A 26,684-nucleotide genomic window follows, 5' to 3' on the forward strand; every position below is an offset into this window, starting at 1 on the left:
GACCATGTTGGGGGCACAGAGTAGCCCACTAAAAAAGTAGTATGACTACTTCTCCTCCCTCAACGGACCACCCCTTGGCCGCGTCGGCCGGTAGCGACGCCAAGAAAACCCCCACTCGACGCGCGGTGCTTGGCGGCGCTCTGGGCCTGCTGGTATCCGCCGGCGGGGCCACGGCCTGGGCCCTGGACCGGTTCGTGGTGGAACATACCGAAATCAACGACGTCGACGCGTATGAGGCCAGCGCCGCCGCGTCCCAGACCGGCAGCACTGCGAGCGCCAGCAGCAGTTCCGCAGGCACAGCGGCTGTGGTCACCAACAACGGATTTACCTCCAACAACGCCGCAATGACCATTGAGAAGGTCACCGACGGCACTGGTGAGTCAACACTGAGCTATTTCACGGCCACGCTGAAGTTGACGGACGCCACAGCATTGAAATCGGCCTTCGCGGACAACAAATTTGGCGAGAACATCGTTGAAAAACCATCAGTCATTGCCGCGGGCAAGGATGCGATTTTCGCCGTGAACGGTGACTACTACGGCTTCCGCGACACCGGAATCGTGATTCGCAACGGCGTCAGTTTCCGTGACAAAGGCGCCCGCGAAGGACTCGCCTTTTACCGTGATGGCACCGTTGAGGTTTACGACGAAACTGCTACGGACGTCGCCACACTCCTTGCCGCCGGCGTCTGGAACACGCTCTCCTTTGGCCCCTCCCTGCTTGAAAACGGCGGCGTCAAGGCAGGCATTGACGCCATAGAGGTTGACACCAACTTCGGCAACCACTCCATTCAGGGGTTGCAGCCACGGACAGCCATTGGCGTCATTGCCCCCAATCACCTGGTTTTTGTGGTGGTGGACGGTCGATCCGCCGGCTACAGCACAGGCGTCACCATGACGGAGCTGGCCCAGATCATGCTCGATTTGGGCGCCGTTACTGCCTACAACCTTGACGGTGGCGGCTCCTCAACCATGTATTTCAACGGCTCGCTCGTGAACAACCCACTGGGCAAAAACCAGGAACGCGGAACCTCCGACATTCTCTATGTGGCTAGGTAGGTGCACCATGATCATCTTGATTCCGTCCTTTGAGCCCGATGCTCAACTCCCCTCATTGATCCGGAACCTGAAACAGGCCAAGGCCAAGGCAGAGTTGAAGATCCTGATTGTCAATGACGGCAGCGGCCCCGCCTTCGAACCGGTCTTTGCCCAGGCTCAGGCGGCAGGCGCCACCGTGATCGGCTACACCAACAACCATGGCAAGGGCCAAGCCCTCAAGACCGGCTTCGGCTACATTATGGCCAACTACCCGGGGCACCATGTGGTGTGCGCCGACGGGGACGGTCAACACTCACTCGCGGACATTCTCAAGGTGGCGCAGCGGGTGCGGGCCCACGAGAGCATTGTTCTGGGCGAACGGCTCTTTAGTGGTCAGGTGCCCCTGCGCAGCAGCATCGGAAACAGAGCCACCCGGCTGTTCTTCGCACTGGCCACAGGAACCTGGTTGCGGGACACCCAGACCGGGCTGCGCGGCTACCCTGCACAATTGCTGCCTTGGCTGCAGTCCATCCGAGGGAACCGCTACGAATATGAACTCAATGTTCTCCTCGAGGCCCGGTCCCTGGGGTTCTGTCTGGACAGCGTGCCCATCGCCACCATTTATCTGGATAAAAATGAGTCCTCGCATTTTCGTCCGCTGCGGGATTCGCTGCGTATTTACGCGCCGTTGTTGAAGTTCTCCGGCTCGTCATTCTTGGGATTTCTGGTTGACACGGTAGCGTTCCTGCTCCTGATGGCCGCCACCGGATCCCTGTGGATATCTGTGGCAGGCGCCCGGACCATCAGCGCCGGCGTCAATTTTTCCGTCAACCGCCGCATGGTATTCCCCGAGGGCAGGTCCCTCCCGCTGCGCATATCAGCAGGGCGTTACTTTGCCTTGGTGGTCCTTCTGCTCGGCGCCAGCTATGGACTTCTGTTGAGCTTTACCGAGGCAGGCTTGGCTACCTTCCCGGCCAAACTACTGACCGAACTGGTGCTGTTCCTCCTGAGTTTCGCCATACAAAAGCGGTTTCTGTTCCGTACCCGTGACGCCGTGTCCTCCGGCCCGCAACTGAATCGGCCAACATCTTCACATTCACAAGCCCAGCTGCCCACCAGCACAGATTCAGCACAGGTTAGCGCGGAAATCTAGAGAGTAGAACCCCTTGAACATGAATATGGAGTGAACCATGAACGCTTGGATTTTTATAGCAGCCGATCTTGTGGCTATTACGGTAATGACCTTTGGCATGTACCTGCGCCGCCACCGGCGCAGAGATCTGGTGGTCTCCTATCTCGCCATCAATGTTGGCGTGCTGGCAGTTGCCACCGCGCTCTCAGGGTCGGGAGCCGGCGTCGGCCTGGGCCTTGGCTTGTTCGGTGTTCTGTCCATCATCCGTCTGCGTTCCACGGAACTGTCACAGCACGAGGTGGCCTACTACTTCTCCGCGTTGGCCCTGGGCCTGATTGCCGGTCTGGGCGTTGAACCCGTATGGATCTCACTGTCCCTGATGGCCCTGATTCTCCTTGTTCTGTTCATTGGTGACAGCGCCATGGTGCTTCCCAGCTACCGGCAGCAAACTGTGATCCTTGACCAGGCCATCAGCGACTCGGATGTTCTCACAGCCAGGCTCGAAGAGGTCCTCGGCGGCACCGTGCACACCGTCATTGTCCAGTGTCTTGACTTGGTCAACGACAAAACCCAGGTGGATGTGCGCTTCTCAGTTGATCCGGCCCGCAAGCTGCACACCCTGACCACCGCACCACGGGGCCCGCTCCAAGAGCAGCTGCCAGCGGCAGAGGGCCGGAGTTTTGACCAGGTCGGTGCCTAGTGACGGTGAGCTACCAAACTCCCCTGAGTAACCGGCTAGGAGAGCTGCCCACCATTGATCTTGAAGAACTGAACCTCAAGGCTGCGTTGCAACAACGCATCGATCGGAAATACCTGGTCCCCACCGAGAAGTTCACCAAAATTTTCGAGCAGTTCGATGCACAGATGCAGGTCCTGGACGCCAATGGCCGCCAGATCTTCCCCTACGATTCGGTGTACTTCGACACCCCTGACCTTGCGAGCTACCACTTGGCCGCCTACGGCCGACGGCGGCGCTACAAGATCCGTACCCGCAGCTATCTGGACAGCGGCGTCAGCTTCCTGGAAGTCAAAACGGAGGGTTCGCGCAACGTCACCGTCAAGGAACGCATCCCCTACAACCTCGCGGATCGCTCCACCATCACCGATGAGGGCGCCGCGTATATCGCCGAAACCCTGGGCGGCACCGGCCAGCCACTACCGGAAAACTTGGCCCCGGTCCTGGAAACCGTCTACGGCCGGATCACCTTGTACCTGCCGGACTCCAACAGCCGGGCCACGATCGATGTGGACGTCGCATGGTCGCTGCCCGGAGCGAATCCCCTGGTCATGCGCGATCAACTCGTGGTGGAAACCAAATCGGGATCCGCCCCTGGACAGCTCGACAAATACCTGTGGATGAACGGCATCCGCCCCTCCCGAATCTCAAAATTCGCCACCGGCTTGGCAACCCTCAAGCCGGAACTGCCCGCCAACCGCTGGCACCGCACACTGCTGCACAACATGCCGCATCCCCCGAACCCGTAAGGAACCAAGCAATGAACGTCTTCTCCCGAGCACACCGCGCCACCTCTGTGGCAGCACTCGCCCTCGCCTTGGCCCTGGCCGGTTGTTCAGCCCAATCAACAAGTTCGACGGCGGATGCTTCCTCCAGCTCCACGGCGTCAGCTCCCAGCGTGGCCACCTCGGGAACGGCGGCAGAACTAGCTAGCAGCATCGCCGAGAGCACCCACTTCGACGAAGACGATCTCTCTTGGGATGTGGCAAAAGAAACCACCATCAGCATGGCTGATGGTGCCAGCAGCGCCGCCGGAAATGACGCTGCCGCAGTTGCTGTTGACGGAAACAAGATCACCATCAGCGCCGGCGGCACCTACCGAGTGTCGGGAAAGCTCAGCGCTGGTGAACTAGTGGTTGCCGCAGGAGACGACGTGGTTCGCATCGTTTTAGACAATGCCACGATGACAAGTTCAACCGGATCTGCCGTTGACATTCGAAGCGCCAATGAGGTGCTCCTCTTCCTGGAGGATGGCACCACCAACACGCTCAGCGATGCCTCTAGCTATGCCGATACCGGAACGGATGCCGCCAACGCGGCCGTGTACTCATTAGCGGACCTGACCATTGCCGGCAGCGGCTCGCTGAGCGTCAATGGCAACTACAACGATGGCATTGTCACCAAGGACGGCCTGGTGCTGGCCACGGGGAATGTCACCGTCAAGGCTGTCGACGACGGCATCATGGGCAAGGACTACACCGTTCTGCTCGACGGCAGCTATGACGTAACGGCAGGCGGGGATGGCTTCAAGGCCAGCAATGACAGCGATGCAAATCGTGGCTGGCTGCTCGTAGCTGGCGGAAAACTTACTGTGGCTTCTGGTGACGACGGCGTCAAGGCCGCCACCTCGCTGACCATAAGCGCTGGAACCGTCACGGTTTCCAAATCTGAGGAGGGTCTGGAAGCAGCCCACATCGCCATCTCCGGCGGCACAGTCAACGTGACCTCCAACGACGACGGCCTCAATGCCTCTGGCGGCTCCAGCACCACCACTGATACCGCAGCTGGCGGCGCAGAAGCAGAAGCACAAGGCGCTCCGCAAGGTGCCCCAGTGGGCGGCATGGGCGGCGGCGGCGCCATGGATACGGTGGGTGATTTCTCCTTGGACATCACCGGCGGCGAACTGACCATCAACGCCGAAGGAGATGGCATTGATTCCAATGGCACCGCCTCGATCAGCGGCGGCACAGTGGTTGTCAACGGGCCAAGCAATGACGGTAACGGCGCCCTCGATGTGAACGGCGATCTGAGTGTGACCGGCGGCACCATTGCAGCGGCTGGTAGCTCTGGAATGGCTGTCACACCTAGCGAGACCTCAACCCAATCAGGCGTTCAGATCACCTTTGACTCTCCTGTGAGCGCTGGCACGATTATCCACATCGCCAATTCAACAGGTGCCGTAGTGGCGACGTTCGTCACGACCAAGACGGTGTCCTCGATCGTCTTCTCCAGCGCCACCATGGCAGCTGGTGAAACGTACACCGTCCTGACCGGCGGCACTGCCGATGTGAAAGCAGGCCTGGGTACCGGCTCCACCACAGGAGCCACGGAAGTAATGACAGCAATTGCCGGGGAATACACCTCCGGCGGCGGTCCGGGCCGGCGCTAGTCTCGGCGCACCTCCCGGCCCCTGAATTTCAACCGCCGCAAGGCAGCAAGGACCCAACCATGGCCAAAACGCCACTTCTGAAAACGTTCCGCAAGAAAGCACAATTATTCAGCGCCACGGCAGCCGTGCTGGCCCTATCACTGGCTGGCTGCTCCGGCTCCGGCGAAACGGCAGTGACCGGCAAGGGCGGAACCTCCATCACCGGGGCCGTAGAGCTTTTCGATGCCACGGTGCCTCACTCCGTCAGCCTCTCCTGGGATGACGATGACTACGACGCCATGATCGCAGCTTATGAAACGGACTCCGATAAGGCGTGGATCAGCGCCGACATCACCATCGACGGCACCTTGATTGAAAATGTTGGCGTAAGACTCAAGGGCAACTCCACTCTGCGTGGACTGGGCGGCACGCAAGACGGCGCTCCCGGCGGTGGCGGCATGGGCCCGGGCGGTGACGGCACCATGCCAACCGACATGCCAACCGACATGGCCGGAGGTCCAGGTGGCGACGGCGGAATGGGCCCGGGCGGGGATGGCACCATGCCAACCGACATGGCCGGCACTCCCGGCGACGGCATTCGCCCGGGAGGGGACGGCACCAGGCCCACCGACATGCCAACCGACATGGCCGGAGGTCCAGATGGCGAAGCAGGCGGCGCTCCAGGCGGCGGCATGGGTGCTTCATCGGACATTTCGGCAGATGATCCGGCGTCGTTGCCGTTGCTGATCCGCTTTGATAAATATGTTGACGGCACCGAATATGACGGTCTGACCGAACTGGCATTGCGCCCCGGCACCCCTGTTATCAATGAAGCGGTGGCCCTGTCCGTCACAGCGGCAACGGGGCAGCCCACCCAGCGTTATTCCTACACCACTTATTCGGTCAACGGGTCCGCAACGCAGACCCGGCTCTTGCTGGAAAACCCCGATGAGCAATACGGGGAAAGCATTGACGACGGTGACAGCGTGGTCTTCAAGGCCGACGCCGATTCCAGCTTCAGCTACCAGGGCGATGATCTGGCAACGTACAAGGACCAGTTCAAGCAGCTAAACAAGGAAGACTCCCAGGATGCAACGCTCATTGTCAGCTTCTTGAAGTGGCTCGATGAAGCCGATGACGCCACCTTTGACGCCGAACTAGCCAACTGGGTTGATGTAGCTTCCTTTGCCAAGTACACGGCAACCCAAAATCTGCTGGCCAACTCCGATGACATGGCTGGACCTGGCCAAAACTATTACCTCAGCTACAACCTGACCACCAAGAAAATCTCCGTCATCTCCTGGGACCTGAATCTGGCTCTGAGCGGCAATGCCACGGCCAGCCCGGATGAGTCCTTGTCCATGGGCGGCGGCGGTAAGGGCGCTACCAATAGGGTCGGAGGCGGAATGGGTGGCAATGCACTCAAGACCCGCTTCTTGGCCTCCGCCACATTCCAGACGCTCTACAAGTCCGCGTACCAAGAGCTCTACCAGCAGGTGTTCGGTGACGGAACTGCCCAATCGCTGCTGACCACCATCACAGCGTCCATCCCCGCCAGTGATGGCTTGAGCCAGGATGACATCACGGACAAGTCCGCCACCGTGGCCACCTTCCTGACACAGCGTGGCGAGGCCCTGGAGAAAGCCTTCGCAGGCTAGCTCGCAGGCTAGCTCGCGGCGAGGACCGCCGCCGCGGCGTCCACCACGGGGCGTGCCGCAGCGGCACCGCCGGTGAGCCCATTGCCCAGGATCGAGAAGACCAGCAGCCGGCCGTGGGAGTTGATGACGTAACCAGACAGTGCTGTCACCTCATTCAGGGACCCGGTCTTGGCACGGACCAGCCCCGCCCCATCCAGTTGCGGAGCAGCCACGAAGCGTTGGGACAAGGAACCACTCAGCCCGGCAATAGGCAGCCCAGCCAAGGCCTGACCCACATCAGAAGAGGGGTCTGCCAGCATGAGCGAGACCATCTGAACAAGGCGTTCGGGGCTGATCAAGTTGCCTTCGGCGAGGCCACAATTATCGGTGCTGACAACCCCGTTCATGGGCAGCCCCAGCTGTTCCACCACTTGGCGGACCGCGGCCACGGCTCCTGCGTTGCTGGCCTCACTACCCATTTTCACCGCCACCATCCGGCCTAACGCTTCCGCCACATAGTTATCTGATTCAGCCAGCATGTACTGCGCCTGCCCAGCCACGGTGGCCGATTCAACCGAGGCCAGAACCGCGCCGGTGGAAGTACCGCGGCCAATGGTTTCCGTGGTGGCCACACCAGCGTCTGCGAGCGCATCGGCAAAGGCCTGCGCGGTGGTCATCGCCGAATCCTGCGGGCGGGGGCCGCTCAGTACCTCAGGGTGAAACCGGCCTGCGTTCAGGGCGATCGGGAAAATGGGCGCGATCTCTCCAGCGTCCACATCTCCTTTGGTCCATTTGGGGTTGAGCGAAGGGCCGGTAAAGACAGTGTCATCCAAGGTCAGCGTGACGGGCCCGGCGACTCCTGCCTTGCTCAACGCCGTGGCTGTTTGCTGCGCTAGGGTGGCGAGCCCGGCGTGACCCATGACGGCCTCCGGATCGCTTTCCCCCGCGGCGAGCATGGTATCTCCGCCGCCCCGCAGGACAATTTCCGTGGCACTGGAGCCCGCCAACACTTCAGTTGTGAAGTGCGTATCTGGACCCAGCGTCTTGAGCGCTGCCGCGGCCGTCAGCAATTTTAGGTTCGACGCCGGAATCCGCGCCGTCTGCCCGTCCTGGGAAAACAGCGGCGTCCCGGAAGAGGCGTCGGCGACATACATGCTGAAGGTGCCCTCGCCATCGAACGTTAGGGCTTTTGTCAGATCAGCAGAGAGCTGAGCCGCGTCCGGCAGCGGCGCCGTCGCGGACAGCGGGTCAATTCCGGTGAGCGTGCTGATGCCGGTGGGCGCCAGCTGGGCCGCGGGGATAACTGCCACAGCGGCGGGGTCTTGGGGCAGGAATGCGGGGATCAGGTGCAGCCCGGCCGGCACGGTTACGGCGGCCAGTGCGCAGATGAGCAAGCCGCTCGTCACAGCTTTTGACGTGCGTCCCATGAAGCAGGCGGTTCCTTCGAGGCAGGTGGTCCGGGCTCACGCGATCGGACTAAAAAGGGCATTATTGCGCCCGAAAAGTCCGGGCGGGTTTTTAGCGCAACGAAAGCGCCTATATCCTCATACTAGACGGATTTTCCGTGCAGAGCCGTGTCCGGCCGCGCACACCCCATCATTTGAGGAGCCTAACGATGAAGCACGACGTCACCATCGAGATCCCCCGCGGATCACGCGTCAAGTACGAAGTTGACCACGAGACCGGGCGCGTCCGCCTGGATCGGGTGCTGTTCACTTCGATGCAGTACCCCACTCACTACGGCTTCTTCGACAACACTCTCGGCGAAGATGGCGACCCGCTGGACGCCCTCGTAATGCTGCAGGACTACGATCTGCATCCCGGTGTAGTGGTGGATGCGCGCCCCATCGCTGTCTTCAACATGACCGACGACGGCGGCGGCGACGCCAAGGTTTTGTGTGTTGTTGATGACAAGCGTTTTGACCACATCCAGGAACTGTCCGACGTGGATGAATTCCTGGTCAAGGAGATCGAGCACTTCTTCACCCGTTACAAGGATCTGGAGCCCGGCAAGTGGGTCAAGGCTGAGGGCTGGGCCGACCGTGCAGCTGCAGAAGCCGAGTTGGAAGCCTCCATCAAGCGCTTCGAGGACACCAAGCACTAGTTTTTTGCGGCTTTTATGAAGTACGACGGCGGCGCTCCCCTTTTGCGGGGTGCGCCGCCTTTGTCTCCCTGGGGACGGTAACGTCGGCACGGATCCTGAGGATCTCCGCGGCTCCCTCTCAGTACCGCAGAGTGGCCATTACCTCATCGTCACGGTCCCATTCGCCCAGCGTTCGCAAGGTGCCGGATGTTCGCACGGTCGACAGGACGGCTCGGTTCACCAACTCGCGCACTGTTGGTGAAGTCAGTCGTTTCTCGTCACGTGGCAGGTACAGGGAATCGACTCGGCCTTCGTCCGCTGCCCGCGCGATTTCAGCAACATCCAACGCGCCCTTGCCGTTGTGAACCAATGATAGGGCGCGCTCACGCTCTGCAGAATCGCGGGCGGCTTCGCTTTCACGCAGCAGCTTCCACGCTGCCGAGCGCAACTCATCCGGATGTTTATGTTCAGGATTGCCCGCGATCACCTGGCCATGGACCGCAGGGTATGAACTGGCGTCGCGGAAGATCGGCAGATACTCCGCAACAGAGGCCAGAACGAGTGGTTGCGACCGCGCGGTCCCGAGTTCATCGCCGACCGCCTTACCTACGGCATGAATGAATTTCTCGGTGAGCATGGTCTCCGTTTCACCCGATCCGCCCTGACCGTAGAAGGCCGAGTCCCCGCCGCCGATTGCGCGCGACTGCAGCGATTGTTCGGGAAGCTCGCCGATCACGGCATCAAAAGATTCGGGGATCGTTCCGAGCGGCAGCTCCTCGATGTTGTTACGGGTCGCATCGAAGAGTCGCAGCGAGTTTTTCGCCAGGGCCAGGATGTAGCACTTGCCGTCATTTTCCAAGATGGGGACTAAGGGTAGAACCTGAAAGTGGTCGGCGACCGTCACAGACTCACTTACTTCGAGCGGGATCCTCACCGCCAAGTGGAAGTCGGGAGCAACGAACACCGCGAGCCCCCGGCTCTGCAGCCTCCAATACGATGAATCGGCGACTAGGTCGGCGATGGGTGCGAATATAGCTTCGGTGTCCGACTTGCTCATCCCAGATTCCACGAATTGTTCGGAAGCTAGTTTGATGTGGCTCTTGAGAATGTTCGCGGACTTGTCGGCCTGTGTGCCGGCTACGTCAGAGGGTATGTAGAACGTGGCCTTCGGCCCGCTGCCTTCATCCCGTTTGAATACTGCACTGAAATCAAGGGGATCAACTGTTCCCTGAGAATTGGTGGTCATGAGCACGTACCTCCATGTCGGTAGTTCACTAATCGTCCATATTCCTCTTCCAGCCTACCTGACGGTTTTTTCAAGCGGCGAGACGTCGTATAATGCCCGCGAGGTGGCAACCCTCCGCACTGGAGCCTCGAGCGAGGCACGTGCCATACCCCAATGGCAGCAGCCATTTCTGCTCTTGGAAAACTGGCTGTGCGGAGAGGGGCCCGCCCTGAGGTTGCGAGGCGTGGGGACTAGAGCAGGCTACGCAAGATGGTGGCAGCACCGTCGTCGTACACAGAAGCGGTTACCTCGTTGGCTGCGGCCTTCACATTGTCCTCAGCCTGGCCCATGGCTACACCGCGGCCAGCCCACCGAAGCATTTCAACGTCATTGGAGCCGTCGCCCATGGCCACTGTTAGCGACTGATCAATGTCCAGTGAAGAACGCACCACCTCAAGTGCGGAAGCCTTGGTGACGCCCGCCGCGGCAATGTCGAGCCAGGCGCTCCAACCGATGGCGTAGGTGACTCCGCTCAGGCCAGCGGCGGAGATGGCGTCTGAGAATTCTTGCGTGCTGGCTTCAGCACTATTGACCACAACGCGCACAGCATCAGTGTTCAACAGGTGCTCGAAGTCCACACCGCGGGCCTCAATGCCAAAGCTGTCGTCCTGGAAACGGGAGGTGGCCAGAAAGTTTCCCTCAGCGTCCTCCAACGCGAAGCGAGCCCCGGGGATCTTGTCACGCAGAGTATTCAGGGCGGGAGCCGGATCGAAAGTCACACGGTCTATGACCTCGTAGCCGTTCTCCAGAGTGGGGTCCAAGCGAATGGTCACACCACCGTTGGAACAGACCCCATACCCGGTGCGCATGCCGATCATCTCCACGATGGGCAGCAGGGCTCCGAGTGAGCGGCCGGTGGCGATGATGACGTGGTGACCAGCGTCGACCACGGCCGTTGCCGCGGTGCGGACGGAATCACTCATAACACCGTCGTGATCAACCAACGTTCCGTCTACATCTAGGGCTACTAAGTACTTTGGGCTTGCAGTGGACCGGTCATCGATGCCGGCAATTGCAGTATTTACTGTCATTGTCATACATCCAGCTAAACAGATTCAGGGAAAAATGCCACATATTCCACCTGTTAATGCCGTGAACGCCGGGTTAATGTCCACAGCTGTTTGCACAGTGTGAGTATTAATCCGACGTTCACATGGTGTGTGGACAGACCGCAAAAGTCTTATAGGACCGGGAATACTTCCATGCCGCCGAGGTACTTGCGCAGGGCCACCGGAACAGTGACCGAACCATCGGCGTTCTGGTGATGTTCCAAAATGGCGACGATCCAGCGAGTAGTGGCCAGTGTGCCGTTAAGCGTGGCGACAGCGCGGGTGCTGCCCTTGCCACCGTCTTCGGCAACCTGACGTTCGCGGATGTTCAAGCGGCGCGCCTGGAACGTGGTGCAGTTAGAGGTGGAGGTCAGCTCGCGGTAGGCGTCCTGCGTAGGGACCCAAGCTTCGCAATCGAACTTGCGGGCGGCGGACATGCCCAAGTCTCCGGCGGCGGTGTCGATCACGCGGTAGGGAAGCTCAACCTTGGCGAGCATGTCCTCTTCCCATGCAAGCAGTCGCTGGTGCTCTTCGGCAGCCTTTTCAACTGAGGTGTAAACGAACATTTCCACCTTGTTGAACTGGTGCACGCGGATGATGCCGCGGGTATCCTTACCGTGCGAACCGGCCTCACGGCGGTAGCAGGAGGACCAACCGGCGTAGCGGACGGGCTCGTCAACGTTAATGATTTCGTTCCCGTGGTAACCGGCCAGAGCTACCTCGGAGGTGCCCACCAAGTAGAGGTCGTCGTCAGCGAGACGGTAGATCTCGGCGTCGTGCTCCACATCAAAGCCGGTACCAGCCATGGTTTCGGGCAAAACAAGGGTAGGGGTGATCATGGGTGTGAAGCCGGCTTCGATGGCCTGATCCATGGCCATTTGCAGCAGCGCCATTTCCAGGCGTGCGCCCACTCCCTTGAGGAAGTAGAAGCGTGAACCGGACACCTTGGCGCCGCGTTCCATGTCGATGGCGCCAATGAGTTCACCAATTTCCAGGTGGTCCTTGGGCTCAAAGTCGGGGAATTCACGCGGGCTACCCACGGTCTTGACCACGACGAAGTCATCCTCGCCACCTTCGGGAACACCGTCAGAGACCAGGTTGGGAATGCTGCGCACCAAAGCGTCCTGCTCCGCGGCAGCGGCGTCGGAAGCAGCCGAAGCGCTCTTGACGGCAATAGCCACCTCCTTCACCTCGGCCAGCAGGGCGGTCTTTTCCTCGCCCTTAGCCTTGGCCACCTTCTTGCCAAACGCATTTTGCTCAGCCCGCAACGCCTCAAAAGAGGTGATCGCGGACTTACGTGCGGCGTCGGCAGCAATGATGGCGTCCACCACCGACGGATCAGCACCACGCGCACGCTGGCTGGCACGGTAAATTTCAGGATTTTCGCAGAGGTCTCGTACATCGATCACGCCCTAAGCCTATCCAATCAATGCAACTTCAGCCGCTATGGTTAGAGAATCATGCAAACCGAACTCCTTGCCGTCATCATTGTGGCCATTATTGTGCTGGCTGCCGCCGCGAGCTGGGTGGGTGTGCGCAAGCTCGCGCAAAAGCACACTCGCAGTGCCGTGGCCGATTCTCCCCACAAGATCAACATCGCTAAACAGCAAGTGGCGTTCATCTATAACCCCACTAAAAATGGTGCCGAGGCGGCCAAATCCCTCATCAGCCGCTCCGTTTCCAAAGCTGGCTGGCCGGCCCCGCTCTTCTTCGAAACCACTGCGGAGGATCCAGGTTTCGCTATGGCTGAAGCTGCGCTGGGTGCCAAGGCCGACGTCGTTATTGTGGGCGGCGGCGACGGCACCGTGCGCGCTGTGGGTCAGACCCTGCGACACACGGAAATCCCCCTGGGAATCGTGCCGTTGGGCACTGGAAATCTGTTGGCACGCAATCTAAGTCTCGATGCAACCGACATGGCCGCCTGCGTGCAAATTGCGCTCTTTGGCCACCAACGCCACATTGACGCTGGACTCATGGAGATCGAGAACGCCGTGACAGGAGCCGAATCAAAGCACTCGTTTATGGTGATAGCCGGCCTGGGCATGGACGCGGATGTCATGAACGACACCAATTCCAAGCTCAAGGAGCACGTGGGCTGGCTCGCCTATAGCGAAGCCGGTCTGCGCCACATGGCCGGGCGACGCAAGAAGGTCAGCATCACGCTCGACAACGAGCCCGCTCAGCAGCGCAAGGTCCGTTCCGTGCTGTTTGCCAACTGTGGGCTGCTCCCCGGCGGCATCGATTTTGTTCCGGGAGCTCTGATCGACGACGGCGTCCTGGACGTGGTGGTAATCAGCCCCCGCAGCGCCTTCGGTTGGCTAGCGATGGCGGGAAAAGTGGTGTTCCAACACAAGAACCACCTGCCCGTCATTGATTTTTACCGTTCCCAGAATCTGACCATCCGCACTGTCATGCCTGTCGAAACTCAAATTGACGGGGATCCTTCCGGCCCCGCCACCAGTGTGCGAGTCAGCGTGGAGCACAAGGCCGTACTGGTCCGCGTGGCTGCACCAAACGACCCGGCCTAGGCAGGGCACGGCACGGCACGGCACGGGCAGCCTGGGGAAGTTCGCTCTAGTCAGTTTCGGGACGTTGCGACTGTTCCTTAATGAGGCGTTCCTCTTCGTCAAAGCGCAACTCATTGGCGTCGTCGCCCTCGTCACCGACGGACGTGTCCCGGCCTGAACTGCTGCCAGGGTTCACAATGGTGCCGTCCTGGCTGCTGTTCTTTTCTACCTGCGGATCCATGATTGACTCGCCTCTTCCCTGCTGGGAGCAACTTTTCCATCTCCGGCAAGTGACCTTGCACAGAAGTCACCTTGTGGAGATAGGCCAAGCATAGGCGTGCCGGTGCCCGGGCGAAAGAGTCGCGGCGCAGCGATTCTTTCGCCCGGGCTGGCCAGACAAAGCCAGACAGACAGAGAAGGAACCCTCGTCAGCGTACTGTTTCCCAGGTGTGTGAGCAGGTAAGCGACTAGATGAGAGATTCGACCCAGGACGCGGCGTCGGCAAATGCCGCGTCCGAGTTGTAGGAGCGGATCGCCGGCGGCTGCCGATCGGCACGCGGGTAAGAGCCCAGGAAACGAATGTCGGAACTGACCCGGTGTAAGCCACGCAAGGCATCGGCTACCCGGGCGTCGTTGATATGCCCGTCAACGTCAACGCTGAAGGTGTAGTGACCTAGGAACTGCCCGGTTGGCCTGGACTCAATGCGGCTCAGGTTCACTCCACGGCTGGCAAATTGCTCCAGGATGGCCATCAACGCGCCGGGGTGATCCTCGGGGAGCGGAATGGCAAGGGTGGTTTTATCGGCACCGGTAGGTGCCGGCAGCGATCCCGGCTGACCCACCAAAACAAAGCGTGTGACGGCCCCCGTATTGTCTTCGATGGCGGCGGCAAGAATATTCAGTCCTGTTTGCTGAGCAACCAGCGGTGCGCATACGGCGGCCTGGAAAGCGTCAGTGCCAGTGACTAGGGAGTGGGCGGCAGCCGCCGTCGAATTTGCCGGGACATGGGCCGCCTGTGGCAGGTTTTCGCTAAACCAGTCCCGGGTCTGGGCCCATGCGTGCGGGTGTGTGCCCACGGCCTTGATATCGGCGAGCGTCACCCCTGCCGGCGCCACTAAGACGAAGCTGACGGGCACCACCACTTCGTGCAAGATGCGCAGTTCAATTCCGTTGGAGATCGCGTCCAGCGTGGCTGGGACACCGCCCTCAATCGAGTTTTCAATCGGGAGCATGGCCGCGAAAGCTTCTCCACTGCGCACTTTGGCAAGCGCGGCTGCTGCGTTGGTCGACGGGACTCGTTCCATCTCGATCGCACCCGGAACCTGCAGCAGAGCGGCCTCGGTAAAGGTCCCCTCCGGCCCAAGAAAGGTCAGGGGCAGTGTTGTATCAAAGGGCGCGGATGTCATGGAGAACCTGTCTCGTTCGTAGATGCGTAGCTTCGTGGTTTCGTCCGCTGGTTGCGGACAATTAGAGGACGCGGGGAGTTTGACCGTTGGAGGAGACCATGGGCTTATCGGCTTCGAACCATGCACCCATGCCGCCCACCACGTTGAAGGCGCTGTAGCCGTTCTGGACCAGCCAAGTGGTAGCCCGGAATGAACGTCCACCGGTGCGGCAGATAACGTTGACGTCTACGTCGGGGTCGAGCTCTTCGAGGCGCGCCGGCAACTGTTCCAAGGGAATGTGCACGGCGCCGTCAACGTGGCCGGCCTCCCACTCGTAGTCTTCGCGGACATCCAAAATCACAGCGTCCTCGCCCATCTCGGCAACCGTGACGCTCATGATGTCTGACATGTTTGCTCTCCTAAAAAGTTTGATTCCAATATGGGCTAAGCCTAGCGCTCGAGGGGACCGGGGAGAGCGCAGTGAGGACCAATAAAGAGCAGCTACCCTATTTCTTGCTGGAAACCCAAATGTGACGATCGGCATCAGAAGTGACAAAATTGCTTAAGTGAGTTCACAAAACAGCCCCGCCGATCCGGCAACGGCTCCCCCAAGACACCCCGACACCGCCTTTTTCGGACAGCCCAAGATGCTGCTGAACCTCTTCAGCGTTGAGCTGTGGGAAAGGTTCTCCTTTTACGGCATGCAGGGAATTCTTGCCTACTACATGTACTACTCCGTCACTCAGGGCGGGCTCGGCATTGACGAGACCACCGCGCTGGGCATCGTCGGTGCGTACGGTGGCGGTGTTTACCTCTCCACCATTCTCGGCGCTTGGGTGGCAGACCGCCTCATGGGTTCGGAGCGGGTGCTGTTCTACAGCGCCATCCTGATCATGGCCGGTCACCTGTCCTTGGCCCTGCTCCCCGGAGCCGTTGGCCTGACAGTAGGCCTGATCCTGATCGGCGTCGGCTCCGGTGGTTTGAAAGCTAACGCCACCGCCTTGGTGGGAACGCTTTATGCCAAGGACGACAACCGGCGTGACGCTGGTTTCTCCATCTTCTACATGGGCATCAACATTGGTGGTCTCATCGGCCCGCTGGCCACCGGTTGGCTGCAGGTCACCTACGGCTTCCACATTGGTTTCGCCGCGGCGGCCGTTGGTATGGGCTTCGGTCTGCTGCAGTACGGACTGACGCGCAAGAACCTGCCGCAGTCTGCTCACGCGATCCCGAACCCGCTCCCGCGCGAGCAGTACGGCAAGTTCGCCGGACTGGCAATTGCCGGCGTCGTAGTGATTGTTGTGGCCGTAACCCTGAAGTTGATCACCGCCGAGAACCTCAAGTGGGTCATTGTTGCCGTAGTTATCGCAGCAACTATTGCCTACTTCGCGGTGATTCTGGCCAACAAGACGGTCACCGGGGAGGAGCGCAGCCGCGTTTTCTCGTTCATGCCATTGTTCTTGGCCAGTGCGGTTTTCTGGTCGCTGTTCCAGCAGCAGTTCACCGTGATTGCCCTATACTCCGATAAGCGCCTCGACCGCGAAATCCTCGGCTGGGAGGTTCCCGCCAGCTGGGTTTCCTCGATCAACCCGGTGTTCATTATCATCTTGGCCGGTGTTTTTGCCGCACTCTGGACCAAGTGGGGCGCACGCCAGCCCGGTACGCCGGTGAAGTTCTCCGTTGCGCTCATGGTCATGGGCTTGGCCTACCTGAGCTTCATCCCGTTCGCCAGCATGGCCTCGGTGCCCATGATGGCGATTGTGTTCATTCTGCTGCTGTTCACAGTCGCCGAACTGATGCTCTCCCCCGTGGGCTTGTCGCTGGCCACGAAGCTTGCCCCGGCCGCGTTCCAGACACAGATGGTGGCCTTGTTCTTCCTGTCCGTCTCACTCGGAACCGCCATGTCCGGTGTCCTCGCCCAGTGGTACGACCCCGAGAACGAGACCCCCTACTTCCTCGTCATCGGTCTGGTCTCCATTGGATTCGGTGTGGCCCTGTTCCTCGCCAAGAAGCCCATTAAGAAGCTGATGGCCGGGATCATGTAGCCCTGCTCCAGACTTTAAAAGCTTTAAAGTACGACGGCGGCACTCACCTTTCGCTTACGCGATTCGGTGAGTGCCGCCGTCGTATTTTATTCGGTTTCTTATTCCGGTTTTAGCGCTGACGCTCTAGTAAGAGTATGAGGGAGAAGAACCGGCCGCCACCAGCACTATGGCGAACCAAATTCCCACGATGATCCCGTAGATCAGCAACGCCAGGTAGTTCAGCACCAGGCCGGCGATGGCGAAACCACGCCCTTGGGGGCTTTCGCGTTTGAGTCCCATGTGGCCCAGAATTATGCCAACAATCTGGGGAACAATAAGGAACCCGACCAAGACGAGCGAGGCTAGGCCCACGATCATGCTGGTCAAACTCATACCCTTGGGACCAACCGGGCCTGGATAGCCGGGGCCACCTTGATAATAGGTGGGCGCATTGAACTGCGGCGGTTGCGAGTAAGGCTGCTGGGCTGCGGGTGCGGCTGGCTGGGCATAGTACGGGGGCACGGGCGCAGCAGACTGAGCAGGAGGAGCAGGCTGCATATAAGGCGGCACCGGCGGGGAGTTGTAGCCTGGCGGCATATAAGGCTGTGGCGTATCCGGCTGATCAGACATGTATTGCTCCTACACGATGCTGTGCCTGTGCCTTCGCAGGTACACAGGTAGTGGTTGACTTTGTCATCCATGCTAGTCCAGTGGCGCCTCGCCCCCACGGGCAACCACTGCTATGAAGAGTTCACACTTTGGGCAACACGTGCCATCCACGGGGTGTCTCTGTCATGCTGTGGTTATGGCTAGCCGCGCGGGCACTGTTGCCCTTCCCCAAGACCTTGTTGATCTCTCCGCCCTCCTGGACGCCTACTACGATCTGACACCGGACCTCAGCGATCCGGCTCAGCGCGTGGCTTTTGGCACCTCCGGACACCGTGGATCCTCGTTGAAGTCGTCCTTCAATGAGGGCCACATCGCCGCTATCACGCAGGCCATTATTGAATACCGCAATTCTCAGGGCATCACCGGACCCCTGTTCATGGGCAAGGACACGCACGCACTGAGCGAACCGGCCCAGAACACTGCCCTTGAGGTGCTGGCCGGCAACGGTGTGCAGGTATTGATCGACGCCCGCCACGGTTACACGCCCACTCCGGCCGTTTCGCACGCCATTCTCAGCTACAACAAGGGCCGCACGGATGCCTTGGCCGATGGCATTGTGGTGACTCCGTCCCATAACCCTCCGGGCGACGGCGGCTTCAAGTACAACCCCCCGCACGGTGGCCCCGCCGATTCTGATGCCACCGGCTGGATCGCCAACCGCGCCAACGAACTCCTTGAAGACGGACTGCGCGGGGTGCGCCGCGTGCAGTTGTCCGATGCCATGGCGGCCTCCACCACCGGCAAGTTCGATTTCCTCTCCGGCTACGTCGATGACCTGCCGTCCGTCTTGGATCTGGACGCCATCCGGGCCGCCGGTGTGCGCATTGGCGCGGACCCCATGGGCGGCGCCTCCGTTGACTACTGGGGCGAAATTGGCGAACGCCACAACCTGGATCTGACGGTGGTCAACCCCACCGTGGATCCGCAATGGGCCTTCATGACCCTGGACTGGGATGAGAAAATCCGCATGGACTGCTCATCGCCGTCGGCCATGGCATCTCTGATCAAGAAGCTTGAAGCTGGCGCACCCTATGACATTGCTACCGGGAACGACGCCGACGCCGACCGCCATGGCATCGTCACCCCGGACGCGGGGCTGATGAACCCGAACCACTACCTGGCGGTGGCGATCCAGTACCTCTACACGCACCGCACGCTGTGGCCCGCCACCGCCGGTGTGGGCAAGACGCTGGTCTCCTCCTCCATCATTGACCGCGTTGCAGCAGACCTTGGCCGCCAGCTGGTTGAAGTTCCCGTGGGCTTCAAGTGGTTTGTGCCCGGGCTACTCTCCGGCGAGGGCGTCTTTGGTGGGGAAGAATCCGCTGGCGCTTCCTTCGTGAAGAAGGACGGTTCTGTGTGGACCACCGACAAGGACGGCATCTTGCTGGCCCTGCTCGCCTCGGAAATCACGGCCGTCACGGGCAAGTCACCCTCGGTGCACTACGGTGAGCTGACAGATCGCTTTGGGGCGCCGTCGTACGCGCGCATCGATGCGGCCGCGACCCGTGAGCAAAAGGCGGCGCTGGGCAAGCTCTCCGCAGCCGATGTCTCCGCCACCACCTTGGCTGGCGAGACGATCACAGCCAAGTTGACCGAGGCCCCTGGCAACGGCGCAGCCATTGGCGGCCTGAAGGTCACCACCGAGAACGCCTGGTTCGCGGCACGCCCGTCCGGCACCGAAGACGTGTACAAGATCTACGCCGAATCATTCAAGGGCGCCGAGCACTTGGCGCAGGTCCAGGCCGAGGCCAAGGCGCTCGTGGACGGCGTCATCTCCTAACGCCGGCCCTAACCGCCGCCTCCTACCCGGGGCGAATGTGAGCACTTCCGCAACGCAGCCTCATCGGTCCGTGAGACAAGGCGCTTATGAGTACTCAAAGCAGCCATATCTCACGGATCGAAATTGAAGAACGCCGCCGCATCTAGGGACAGCTAGTGGTGGGCGCCTTGCTCGTGTTCGGCGTGCCCCACAGGCTCCAGCTGGAACGTGGAGTGCTCAACGCTGACGTCGAAGTGGCCGGCGACGCAGTGTTGGAGTGCGTCGAGCATCTTCGCGGCGTGCCCGTCGTGGAAGCATTCCATGTCGACCACCACGTGGGCCGAGAGAATGGGTAGTCCCGTCGCGATCTGGCTTGCGTGCAGATCGTGGACACCGCGCACATGCTCCAGTTCCATGATGTGCTTGCGAACCTCGTCCAAGTCCAGCCCCGACGGCGTGGATTCCAGCAGAACGTGAATGGTCTCGAGCAGCAGCTTCACGGTCCGCGGCAGAATCAGCGCGCCAATGAGCATGGCCACCAGGGCGTCGGCCTGCATCCAGCCGGTGGTGGAAATGATAATCGCGGCCACGATCACGGCCACCGAGCCGAGCGCGTCGTTCACGACCTCCAGGAACGCGGCGCGCATGTTGAAGTTCTTGGACCGCCCGCCCATCAGCACAAACATGGACACGATATTGCCCAGCAGGCCGAGCGCACCAAACACGATCATTTCTTGGGAGGCGATCTCGGTGGGGTTGAAGAGGCGCTGAACACCCTCCACCAAAACCACGAGTCCGACGGCGAGAAGCACGGCGGCTTGCGCTGTAGCGGCCAATACTTCAGCTCGGGCAAAGCCCCAGGTGCGCTTGCTGCTGGCCGGGCGCACCATCAGCCGAGCAGCGAGCAGCGCCATGGCCAACCCACCAGCATCGGTCAACACATGGGCGGAATCAAAGAGCAGGGCCAAGGAACCGGTCAGGATTGAACCGATGACTTGGAAAACGAACACTGCCAGCGTAATCCCCAGAGCCACGGCAAGGCGGCCCGTATGACTTTCTCCGGGAGCGCCCGCGTGGGAATGGGAATGATGGTGACCAGACATGCCTCAATGGTACAGCGAACGCTGAATTCATCAAATGCTGTAGCATATTGAGAATGAAGCCCATTAGCAATGCAGCGGTGTTGGCCCGCTTTGGCTACGCACTCTCCGACCCCACCCGGGCCGAAATTCTCATGAACCTGGCCAAAGAACCGCAGTATCCGGCTGACTTGGCGGCCCAACTGGGAGTTTCACGACAGAGTATGTCCAACCATTTGTCCTGCCTACGGGACTGCGGGTTAGCCGTCGCCATCGCTGAAGGCCGCCGCTCCCGGTATGAATTAGCCCATCCGGCCTTGGCACACGCACTCAACGATCTCCTCGGCGTCGTGCTTCTAGCCAACGAGGGCCACCTGCCGCACCCATAACAGACCATTCATCCGATATTCTTATCTGCGGACCGAGCACAGGCGCGGCCTGGAACGGGAGATAAGCGGATGAATTTGCTGGGCACACAATGGAGAATTCACGGTGACGGCAAGACTATTGCCCCCGGACAGGTGGTCACCCCCGACGAGCGGCTGAGCTGGCCGCGGACCATCGGCATTGGCCTCCAGCACGTTGTGGCGATGTTCGGCGCAACGTTCTTGGTCCCGCTGCTGACCGGCATGCCTCCGGCGACAACGTTGTTCTTCTCCGGCATCGGCACCATCTTGTTCCTGATCTTCACCCGCGGCCGGGTCCCTAGCTACCTGGGTTCCAGCTTTGCCTTCATCGCCCCCATCATGGCCTCCCAGCAACAATTTGGTGTGGCCGGAGCCTTGGGCGGCGTGGTCGTGGCCGGCGTAACCCTGGCCATCATTGGCCTCATTGTGCAGAAGTTCGGCTCCTCGTGGATCAACCGGCTCATGCCGGCTCCCGTCACGGGCACCATTGTGGCGCTGATCGGGCTGAACCTGGCACCGTCGGCATGGAACAACTTCAAGCTGGCGCCCATCACAGCCGTCATCACCCTGGGTGTCATCATCCTGGTGAGCGTCTTGTTCCGCGGCATTCTGGGCCGCTTGGCCATTTTGGTGGGTGTGGTGGCCGGCTATCTGGTGGCTGTACTGCGCCAGGAAGTGGACTTCTCCAAGATTGAGGCGGCCGGCTGGATTGGCCTGCCGCACTTCCAGACCCCAACCTTCCACTTCGCCATCCTTGGCCTGTTCATTCCTGTGGTCCTGGTGCTGGTGGCCGAGAACATTGGTCACGTGAAGTCTGTTGCCCTGATGACCGGGGAAGACCTTGACCCGTACGCCGGGCGCGCCCTGATTGCCGACGGCGTTGCCACCACCTTGGCAGGCTTCGGTGGCGGTTCCGGCACCACCACCTACGCTGAAAACATTGGCGTCATGGCCGCCACCAAGGTGTACTCCACCGCTGCGTACTTTGTTGCCGGCATTGCGGCGTTGGCGCTGAGCTTCTCCCCGAAGTTTGGCGAATTGATCGCTACGGTTCCGGTTGGCGTGCTCGGTGGCGCGGCGACGTTGCTATACGGCATGATCGGCGTTCTGGGTGTGCGCATCTGGGTGCAGAATAAGGTCGATTTCTCCAACAACATCAACCTGACCACGGCCGCCGTGGCACTGATCGTCGGCATTGCCGACTTCACGTGGGAGATCGGGAATCTGCAATTTGCCGGTATTGCACTGGGCACCGCCTCAGCGTTGATTGTTTACCACGGCATGAGCGCCCTGGCGAAGTGGCGCGGCACCACCACCGACCCGCTGGAACCGGAGCCCGACTCCCTCGCCGTTGAAAACACCACGAAGTAAAACCCGCCGCGGACGCCTACTCCTGCGCTGAACTCTCACTATGCCCTGAGCCCAGGCTCGGTTCAGCGCATAGGAGTCAATGCGCCAAACTCATCACGAGTTTGGCGCATACTGCTTTAAGTTCCGTTGCTAGATGCCGCTGAGCGCCTCGGAGGTGGCGCGCGTGGTGTAACGAGCGGCATCCGCCAGCGCCGCTTCCGGGGAGCCGGCCACGTCCGTGGCACTGACGGCGGCAACCACCCCGTGTTTGGCCAACTGCTCCGGTGTCACCGTGATGCGCCCGGCAACCACGACGACGGGGATCCCCCTCGCGTGGGCAGCGTCAGCCACGCCGAGCGGCCCCTTCCCGGACAGCGACTGCACGTCAAGGGAGCCTTCCCCCGTGATGACCAGGTCTGCATCGGCCAGGTGGGTTTCCAGATCGATCAGGGATGCGACCAAATCGAAGCCGCGCTCAACGGAGGCATTGGCGTACGCCACGAAGGTGGAGGGGAAGCCGCCGGCCGCACCTGAGCCGGGCACGTCCATGTCAATGCCCGTGGCTTCCCGGACCACCGAGGCCAGATTGCGCAGCCCCGCGTCGAGGCGTTCGACGGCATCCGCATCGGCCCCCTTTTGCGGGGCGAAAATGTGGGCGGCACCATTGAGCCCGTAAAGCGGGTTATCCACGTCAACAGCCATCCGCACCTTGACGGCGGCCAGCCTCGGGTCAAGGCCCGTGGCATCTACAGCGACGACGTCAATGAGGGATCCACCGCCCAGCGGCACCAGGTTCCCTTGTGCATCCATCAGCCTCAACCCCAGCGCCCGCAGGGCACCCGTGCCGGCGTCGGTCATGGCTGAACCACCCAAACCAATGATGATCTCCGTGGCACCGGCGTCCAAGGCTGCTGCTATCAACTGGCCAGAACCGTAGGAATGGGCGCGCAGGGAGTTTTCTACCGTGGGTTCACTGAGCAGGTAACCGCTGGCCTGGGCTGTTTCAATAACAGCCACCTTGCTGTCCTCGGCAAAGGCCCAGACAGCGCCAACGGGCTTGAGGATGGGTCCCACCACGGCGTTTAGGCGTTCTGAAAAGCCAGCCGCAACGGCCGCCTCCACGGTACCCTCTCCGCCGTCGGCAATGGGAAGAGCCGTCACCACCGCGTCCGGATAGACCCGGAGGGCTCCCTCAGCCATGGCGGCCGCCGCTTCAGGCCCGGTCAGGGTCCCCTTGAACTTGTCCGGGGCAATGAGAATTCGCATGTGTCCATCCTGCCACCCACAACCCACATGGCCGAAGCGTTACGCCCAGTAGCCCCGCTGGCGCATGACGTCGGCTAACAGATCAGCCCTGTCCGTCATGATCCCATCAACGCCCAAGTCAAAAAGCCGATTCATCTCGGCAGGATCATCAATGGTCCAGACATGAATTTTCAGTCCCAGCGAGTGCGCCCGGCGCACCGTGGCCCCAGTGAGAAGTTCAAGGCCTTTGTGATGTGTTGGGAGCTGCAAGACATCCACATCCCGCATGAGGAAACGAACTATCGATGCCGGGAGCCAGCGTGACACGAGAAAGTACGCCACCAGCAACCGCTTCCCCGGAGAGCTCGCCACGGGCCGGCTCAGCCCAGCCAACACCGTGCGGCGGCGCTTGTCCGAGAACGACGCCACACAAATCCGGTCATGCAATCCGTGCTTTTCAATGGCAGCAATCAGCGGGGCCACCGAGCCGGCATCCTTGACATCGATATTGAACCGGGCCTCCGGGAGGGCCACAACAAATTCCTCCAGCGTGGCAATGGGCTCCTGGCCACCAATACGGGCCTGGCGCACTTGGGAATAGGGCAGTTCGGCAATGACGCCTTCCATGTCCGTGGTGCGGTCCAACGTGGCATCGTGGAACACCATGGCTACACCGTCAGCTGTGGTGTTGATGTCCGTTTCCACGTACTGGTAGCCCAGTTCCAGCGCACCCTTGAATGCCGCTACGGAATTTTCCAGTCCACCACGAGAGAACCCCCGGTGAGCAATAGCCAACGGCTGCGCGGGTGCCAGGAACGGCTTGGCCGGTTTGTTTGTACTCATACTCACTGGGTTCTGTTTCTGGTTCCGTCGTTGTCGTAGTCGTTGCTCAGGCCAGGCGCAGCGCGGCCAGACGGGATTCGATGACTTGGGCAACGCCGTCGGACTCAAATCGCGGCGCCTGCAATGCGGCGGCTGCGAGCGCATCTGGATGGCCACTGGCCATGGCATAGCCAGAACCGGCCCAGGCGAGCATCTCAATATCGTTGGGCATATCTCCGAAGGCCACCACGTCGGTGGCGTCGATTCCCCGTGCGGCGGCGTATTTAGCCAGCGTCACGGCCTTATTGACGCCCAGCGGTCCCATTTCCAGCATGGCCATCGTGGGCGCAGAATGGGTGACGGCGATCAGCGAACCGATCGCCGGCGAGACGAGCCCCATGAACTCATCCGCCGTGCCGTGGTGGAGGACGGCAAGCATCTTCACGATGCCGCTATCAGCCATATCCGGTGTCAATATTCCGGGAAAGTACTCTCCGCTGGCGGCCGTGCGCGCGGTCAGGAAACCCTCTTCCACATGGAAGCCCTGCAGTGACTCCAACGCAAAGTACGGTTCCGGGGCCAACCCGGAGACGATGCTGCGCACTTGGGCCACGGTGTCCCAGTCCAGAACATGTGATTCGGTGACGTGCTCGGTGGCGAGGTCGTAGCTGACGGCACCGTTGGAGCAAATGACCGTACCGGTGTGGCCAATCTGGTCCCGGATGGGATCGAGCCAGCGCGGCGGCCGTCCGGTCACAAACACAATGTCAACGCCCGCTGCGGCGGCGGCTGCGAAGGCCTCCACAGTGCGGTCGCTGATCTTTCCGTCATGGCCCAGAATGGTTCCGTCGATGTCACTGGCAATTAAACGCATACCCAAGGCTATCCAACTTCCCGCAAAGCCGGGCTTCCGGGCCTCAGACGGCTAGTCACAACAGCTCACTACAGTCCCGGGCGTGGCACAGCCGCCTACTTTTGCAGCTATTTTCTAAGTTCTGCCCGGCTGGGCGGGTTGGCTCCGGCGCGAGAGACAGTGATGGCTGCCGCACGGGCCGCATACTCGATCAGCTCACCCAGGACTGCAGTGCTGATGGCACGCAGTTCACTGCGCCGTTGCACACCATCCAGTTCCCGATCCACAAGAGTTGAGAGCAGGGCTGCCATGAAGGAATCCCCGGCTCCGACGGTGTCCACAACTTCCACCGACGGCACCTGGCATTCCGCTTCACCGGCAGCGCACACAGCCCATGGCCCACCTGATCCTTGCGTCACAACCACGACGGCGGGACCTTCCGCGCCGCCCATCGCCAGCCACTTGCGCGCCGATTCCTTGGGGTCCACGCCGGGGTACAGCCATTCCAAGTCCTCGTCGGAGGCCTTGATGACGTCAGCCAGCCGGACAAATTTTTCTGCCTGTTGGCGGGCATGGTCAACGTCGCCAATAATGCTGGGGCGGCAGTTGGGATCGTAAGCGATGGTGGCATGCGGATGCGCTGAAACAACGGCGGCCAGCACGTGCGCTTCACCGGGGGCCAGCATGGTGGCAATGGACCCGGTATGCAGCAGAGTTGTCCCGTTCAGAATGAACTGGCTGGCGCTTTCCGCCGGTCCGCCGGAGGCGGAATCACTGCTTGGAGCCAACGAAGGCAGCGTCCAGTCCAGAGCGAATTCGTAGCTGGCAGCGCCGTCAGTGTCCAGCACCGCTCGGGCCACCGAGGTGGGGAGTTCATCCGGCGCCAGTGGCACCAGAACATCATTGGTTTTCAAGTGACCTGCCACCATGTCTCCATAGGCGTCCTTGCCGATGCGGCCAAGGAATTGCACAGGGTGTCCCAACCGGGCCAAGCCCACGGCTACGTTCATAGGGCTCCCGCCCACATGGGGCACGGGCGCCTTTCCGGCTTGCACAACTTCATCTACCAAGGCTTCGCCAATAACAGTCAACATGGCACTAGCCTACGATGCCACCGGATTCCTGCACTCTCATTTGAGCCATGTCGGCACGGCTGGAGGCAACGCGTCTGAAGCGATGTGTAAAGCAAGCTGCCAAGTAAGTTGCAAAACACTCCGTAGCGAGCGTTCGGGGCGAAATCGGCCCTCACTTCTGCTA

The 26,684-nt window shown here is 60.9% G+C and carries 25 protein-coding genes; 12 read left to right on the forward strand and 13 right to left on the reverse strand.

Features of this window, described 5'->3' with window-relative positions; all coding sequences use genetic code 11:
* Positions 1 to 41: 41 nt before the first annotated feature.
* From AB0O97_RS09440 to AB0O97_RS09465, 6 genes are read left to right on the forward strand one after another with little or no spacing between them, the layout of a single operon-like run.
* Positions 42 to 1,058 carry a phosphodiester glycosidase family protein gene (locus AB0O97_RS09440; RefSeq protein ID WP_363881963.1) on the forward strand — a complete coding sequence of 339 codons (1,017 nt, stop codon included), beginning with the start codon at positions 42 to 44 and terminating at the stop codon, positions 1,056 to 1,058.
* 7 nt (positions 1,059 to 1,065) lie between these two features.
* Positions 1,066 to 2,190 (forward strand): GtrA family protein, encoded by a 1,125-nt coding sequence (locus AB0O97_RS09445; protein ID WP_363881965.1) that lies wholly within the window; start codon positions 1,066 to 1,068, stop codon positions 2,188 to 2,190.
* A 37-nt stretch (positions 2,191 to 2,227) separates the two neighbouring features.
* On the forward strand, positions 2,228 to 2,869 hold the full coding sequence (locus tag AB0O97_RS09450; RefSeq protein WP_363881967.1) for a DUF4956 domain-containing protein: 642 nt from the start codon (positions 2,228 to 2,230) through the stop codon (positions 2,867 to 2,869).
* A gap of 5 nt (positions 2,870 to 2,874) precedes the next feature.
* Entirely contained in the window at positions 2,875 to 3,654 is a 780-nt protein-coding gene (locus tag AB0O97_RS09455; protein WP_363881969.1) for a polyphosphate polymerase domain-containing protein, read from the forward strand.
* An 11-nt stretch (positions 3,655 to 3,665) separates the two neighbouring features.
* Positions 3,666 to 5,294, forward strand: a complete 1,629-nt coding sequence (locus AB0O97_RS09460) for a carbohydrate-binding domain-containing protein (protein WP_363881971.1) — start codon at positions 3,666 to 3,668, stop codon at positions 5,292 to 5,294.
* 59 nt (positions 5,295 to 5,353) lie between these two features.
* Positions 5,354 to 6,931 (forward strand): CotH kinase family protein, encoded by a 1,578-nt coding sequence (locus AB0O97_RS09465; protein ID WP_363881973.1) that lies wholly within the window; start codon positions 5,354 to 5,356, stop codon positions 6,929 to 6,931.
* 8 nt (positions 6,932 to 6,939) lie between these two features.
* On the opposite strand, the gene dacB is transcribed toward AB0O97_RS09465, so the two are convergent.
* Positions 6,940 to 8,337: a D-alanyl-D-alanine carboxypeptidase/D-alanyl-D-alanine-endopeptidase gene (gene dacB / locus AB0O97_RS09470; RefSeq protein WP_363881975.1), complete on the reverse strand. Its 1,398-nt coding sequence runs from the start codon at positions 8,335 to 8,337 to the stop codon at positions 6,940 to 6,942.
* A gap of 188 nt (positions 8,338 to 8,525) precedes the next feature.
* Between dacB and AB0O97_RS09475 the strand changes: the two genes are divergently transcribed.
* On the forward strand, positions 8,526 to 9,014 hold the full coding sequence (locus AB0O97_RS09475) for an inorganic diphosphatase (protein WP_363842294.1): 489 nt from the start codon (positions 8,526 to 8,528) through the stop codon (positions 9,012 to 9,014).
* Between the two features lie 118 nt (positions 9,015 to 9,132).
* Here the strand turns inward: AB0O97_RS09475 and AB0O97_RS09480 are convergent, their stop codons facing one another.
* From AB0O97_RS09480 to serS, 3 genes are all read right to left on the reverse strand, one after another.
* Positions 9,133 to 10,239 carry a hypothetical protein gene (locus AB0O97_RS09480; protein ID WP_363881976.1) on the reverse strand — a complete coding sequence of 369 codons (1,107 nt, stop codon included), beginning with the start codon at positions 10,237 to 10,239 and terminating at the stop codon, positions 9,133 to 9,135.
* Positions 10,240 to 10,469: 230 nt separating this feature from the next.
* On the reverse strand, positions 10,470 to 11,315 hold the full coding sequence (locus AB0O97_RS09485) for an HAD family hydrolase (RefSeq protein WP_363881978.1): 846 nt from the start codon (positions 11,313 to 11,315) through the stop codon (positions 10,470 to 10,472).
* Between the two features lie 143 nt (positions 11,316 to 11,458).
* Positions 11,459 to 12,736: a serine--tRNA ligase gene (serS, locus tag AB0O97_RS09490; protein WP_363842288.1), complete on the reverse strand. Its 1,278-nt coding sequence runs from the start codon at positions 12,734 to 12,736 to the stop codon at positions 11,459 to 11,461.
* Between the two features lie 51 nt (positions 12,737 to 12,787).
* Here serS and AB0O97_RS09495 point away from each other — a divergent pair, with 51 nt between their 5' ends.
* On the forward strand, positions 12,788 to 13,855 hold the full coding sequence (locus AB0O97_RS09495) for a diacylglycerol kinase family protein (RefSeq protein WP_363881980.1): 1,068 nt from the start codon (positions 12,788 to 12,790) through the stop codon (positions 13,853 to 13,855).
* Positions 13,856 to 13,901: 46 nt separating this feature from the next.
* Here the strand turns inward: AB0O97_RS09495 and AB0O97_RS09500 are convergent, their stop codons facing one another.
* The 3 genes from AB0O97_RS09500 to AB0O97_RS09510 all read right to left on the reverse strand — a co-directional run bounded on the left by AB0O97_RS09500 (position 13,902) and on the right by AB0O97_RS09510 (position 15,628).
* Positions 13,902 to 14,075 (reverse strand): hypothetical protein, encoded by a 174-nt coding sequence (locus AB0O97_RS09500; protein WP_363842283.1) that lies wholly within the window; start codon positions 14,073 to 14,075, stop codon positions 13,902 to 13,904.
* 226 nt (positions 14,076 to 14,301) lie between these two features.
* The gene (gene pheA, locus AB0O97_RS09505) at positions 14,302 to 15,240 is read right to left on the reverse strand and encodes a prephenate dehydratase (RefSeq protein ID WP_363842280.1); all 939 of its coding nucleotides are present in this window, start codon (positions 15,238 to 15,240) and stop codon (positions 14,302 to 14,304) included.
* 61 nt (positions 15,241 to 15,301) lie between these two features.
* Positions 15,302 to 15,628, reverse strand: coding sequence for a rhodanese-like domain-containing protein (locus AB0O97_RS09510; RefSeq protein WP_363842277.1), 327 nt, complete (start codon positions 15,626 to 15,628; stop codon positions 15,302 to 15,304).
* Positions 15,629 to 15,785: 157 nt separating this feature from the next.
* Between AB0O97_RS09510 and AB0O97_RS09515 the strand changes: the two genes are divergently transcribed.
* Entirely contained in the window at positions 15,786 to 17,264 is a 1,479-nt protein-coding gene (locus AB0O97_RS09515; protein WP_363842274.1) for a peptide MFS transporter, read from the forward strand.
* A gap of 123 nt (positions 17,265 to 17,387) precedes the next feature.
* Here AB0O97_RS09515 and AB0O97_RS09520 read toward each other — a convergent pair whose 3' ends face one another.
* Positions 17,388 to 17,873 (reverse strand): DUF4190 domain-containing protein, encoded by a 486-nt coding sequence (locus tag AB0O97_RS09520; RefSeq protein ID WP_363881982.1) that lies wholly within the window; start codon positions 17,871 to 17,873, stop codon positions 17,388 to 17,390.
* A 175-nt stretch (positions 17,874 to 18,048) separates the two neighbouring features.
* Between AB0O97_RS09520 and pgm the strand changes: the two genes are divergently transcribed.
* Positions 18,049 to 19,692 carry a phosphoglucomutase (alpha-D-glucose-1,6-bisphosphate-dependent) gene (gene pgm / locus AB0O97_RS09525; protein WP_363881983.1) on the forward strand — a complete coding sequence of 548 codons (1,644 nt, stop codon included), beginning with the start codon at positions 18,049 to 18,051 and terminating at the stop codon, positions 19,690 to 19,692.
* A 152-nt stretch (positions 19,693 to 19,844) separates the two neighbouring features.
* Here pgm and AB0O97_RS09530 read toward each other — a convergent pair whose 3' ends face one another.
* Positions 19,845 to 20,774: a cation diffusion facilitator family transporter gene (locus AB0O97_RS09530; protein ID WP_363881984.1), complete on the reverse strand. Its 930-nt coding sequence runs from the start codon at positions 20,772 to 20,774 to the stop codon at positions 19,845 to 19,847.
* Between the two features lie 53 nt (positions 20,775 to 20,827).
* Between AB0O97_RS09530 and AB0O97_RS09535 the strand changes: the two genes are divergently transcribed.
* Together AB0O97_RS09535 and AB0O97_RS09540 are read left to right on the forward strand one after the other, a co-directional pair.
* A complete protein-coding gene (locus AB0O97_RS09535; protein ID WP_363842262.1) occupies positions 20,828 to 21,139 on the forward strand; it encodes a metalloregulator ArsR/SmtB family transcription factor in 312 nt (103 codons plus the stop codon).
* Positions 21,140 to 21,208: 69 nt separating this feature from the next.
* Positions 21,209 to 22,528 carry a solute carrier family 23 protein gene (locus AB0O97_RS09540; protein ID WP_363881985.1) on the forward strand — a complete coding sequence of 440 codons (1,320 nt, stop codon included), beginning with the start codon at positions 21,209 to 21,211 and terminating at the stop codon, positions 22,526 to 22,528.
* 129 nt (positions 22,529 to 22,657) lie between these two features.
* On the opposite strand, the gene AB0O97_RS09545 is transcribed toward AB0O97_RS09540, so the two are convergent.
* From AB0O97_RS09545 to AB0O97_RS09560, 4 genes are all read right to left on the reverse strand, one after another.
* A complete protein-coding gene (locus AB0O97_RS09545) occupies positions 22,658 to 23,773 on the reverse strand; it encodes a glycerate kinase (protein WP_363881986.1) in 1,116 nt (371 codons plus the stop codon).
* Positions 23,774 to 23,812: 39 nt separating this feature from the next.
* Positions 23,813 to 24,595, reverse strand: a complete 783-nt coding sequence (locus AB0O97_RS09550; protein WP_363881988.1) for a glycerophosphodiester phosphodiesterase — start codon at positions 24,593 to 24,595, stop codon at positions 23,813 to 23,815.
* A 46-nt stretch (positions 24,596 to 24,641) separates the two neighbouring features.
* On the reverse strand, positions 24,642 to 25,448 hold the full coding sequence (locus AB0O97_RS09555) for an HAD-IIB family hydrolase (protein WP_363881990.1): 807 nt from the start codon (positions 25,446 to 25,448) through the stop codon (positions 24,642 to 24,644).
* 107 nt (positions 25,449 to 25,555) lie between these two features.
* Positions 25,556 to 26,521 carry a carbohydrate kinase gene (locus tag AB0O97_RS09560; protein WP_363881992.1) on the reverse strand — a complete coding sequence of 322 codons (966 nt, stop codon included), beginning with the start codon at positions 26,519 to 26,521 and terminating at the stop codon, positions 25,556 to 25,558.
* Positions 26,522 to 26,684 lie beyond the last annotated feature (163 nt).

It is taken from the genome of Specibacter sp. NPDC078692 (genome assembly GCF_040686835.1).
Classification (GTDB): domain Bacteria; phylum Actinomycetota; class Actinomycetes; order Actinomycetales; family Micrococcaceae; genus Specibacter.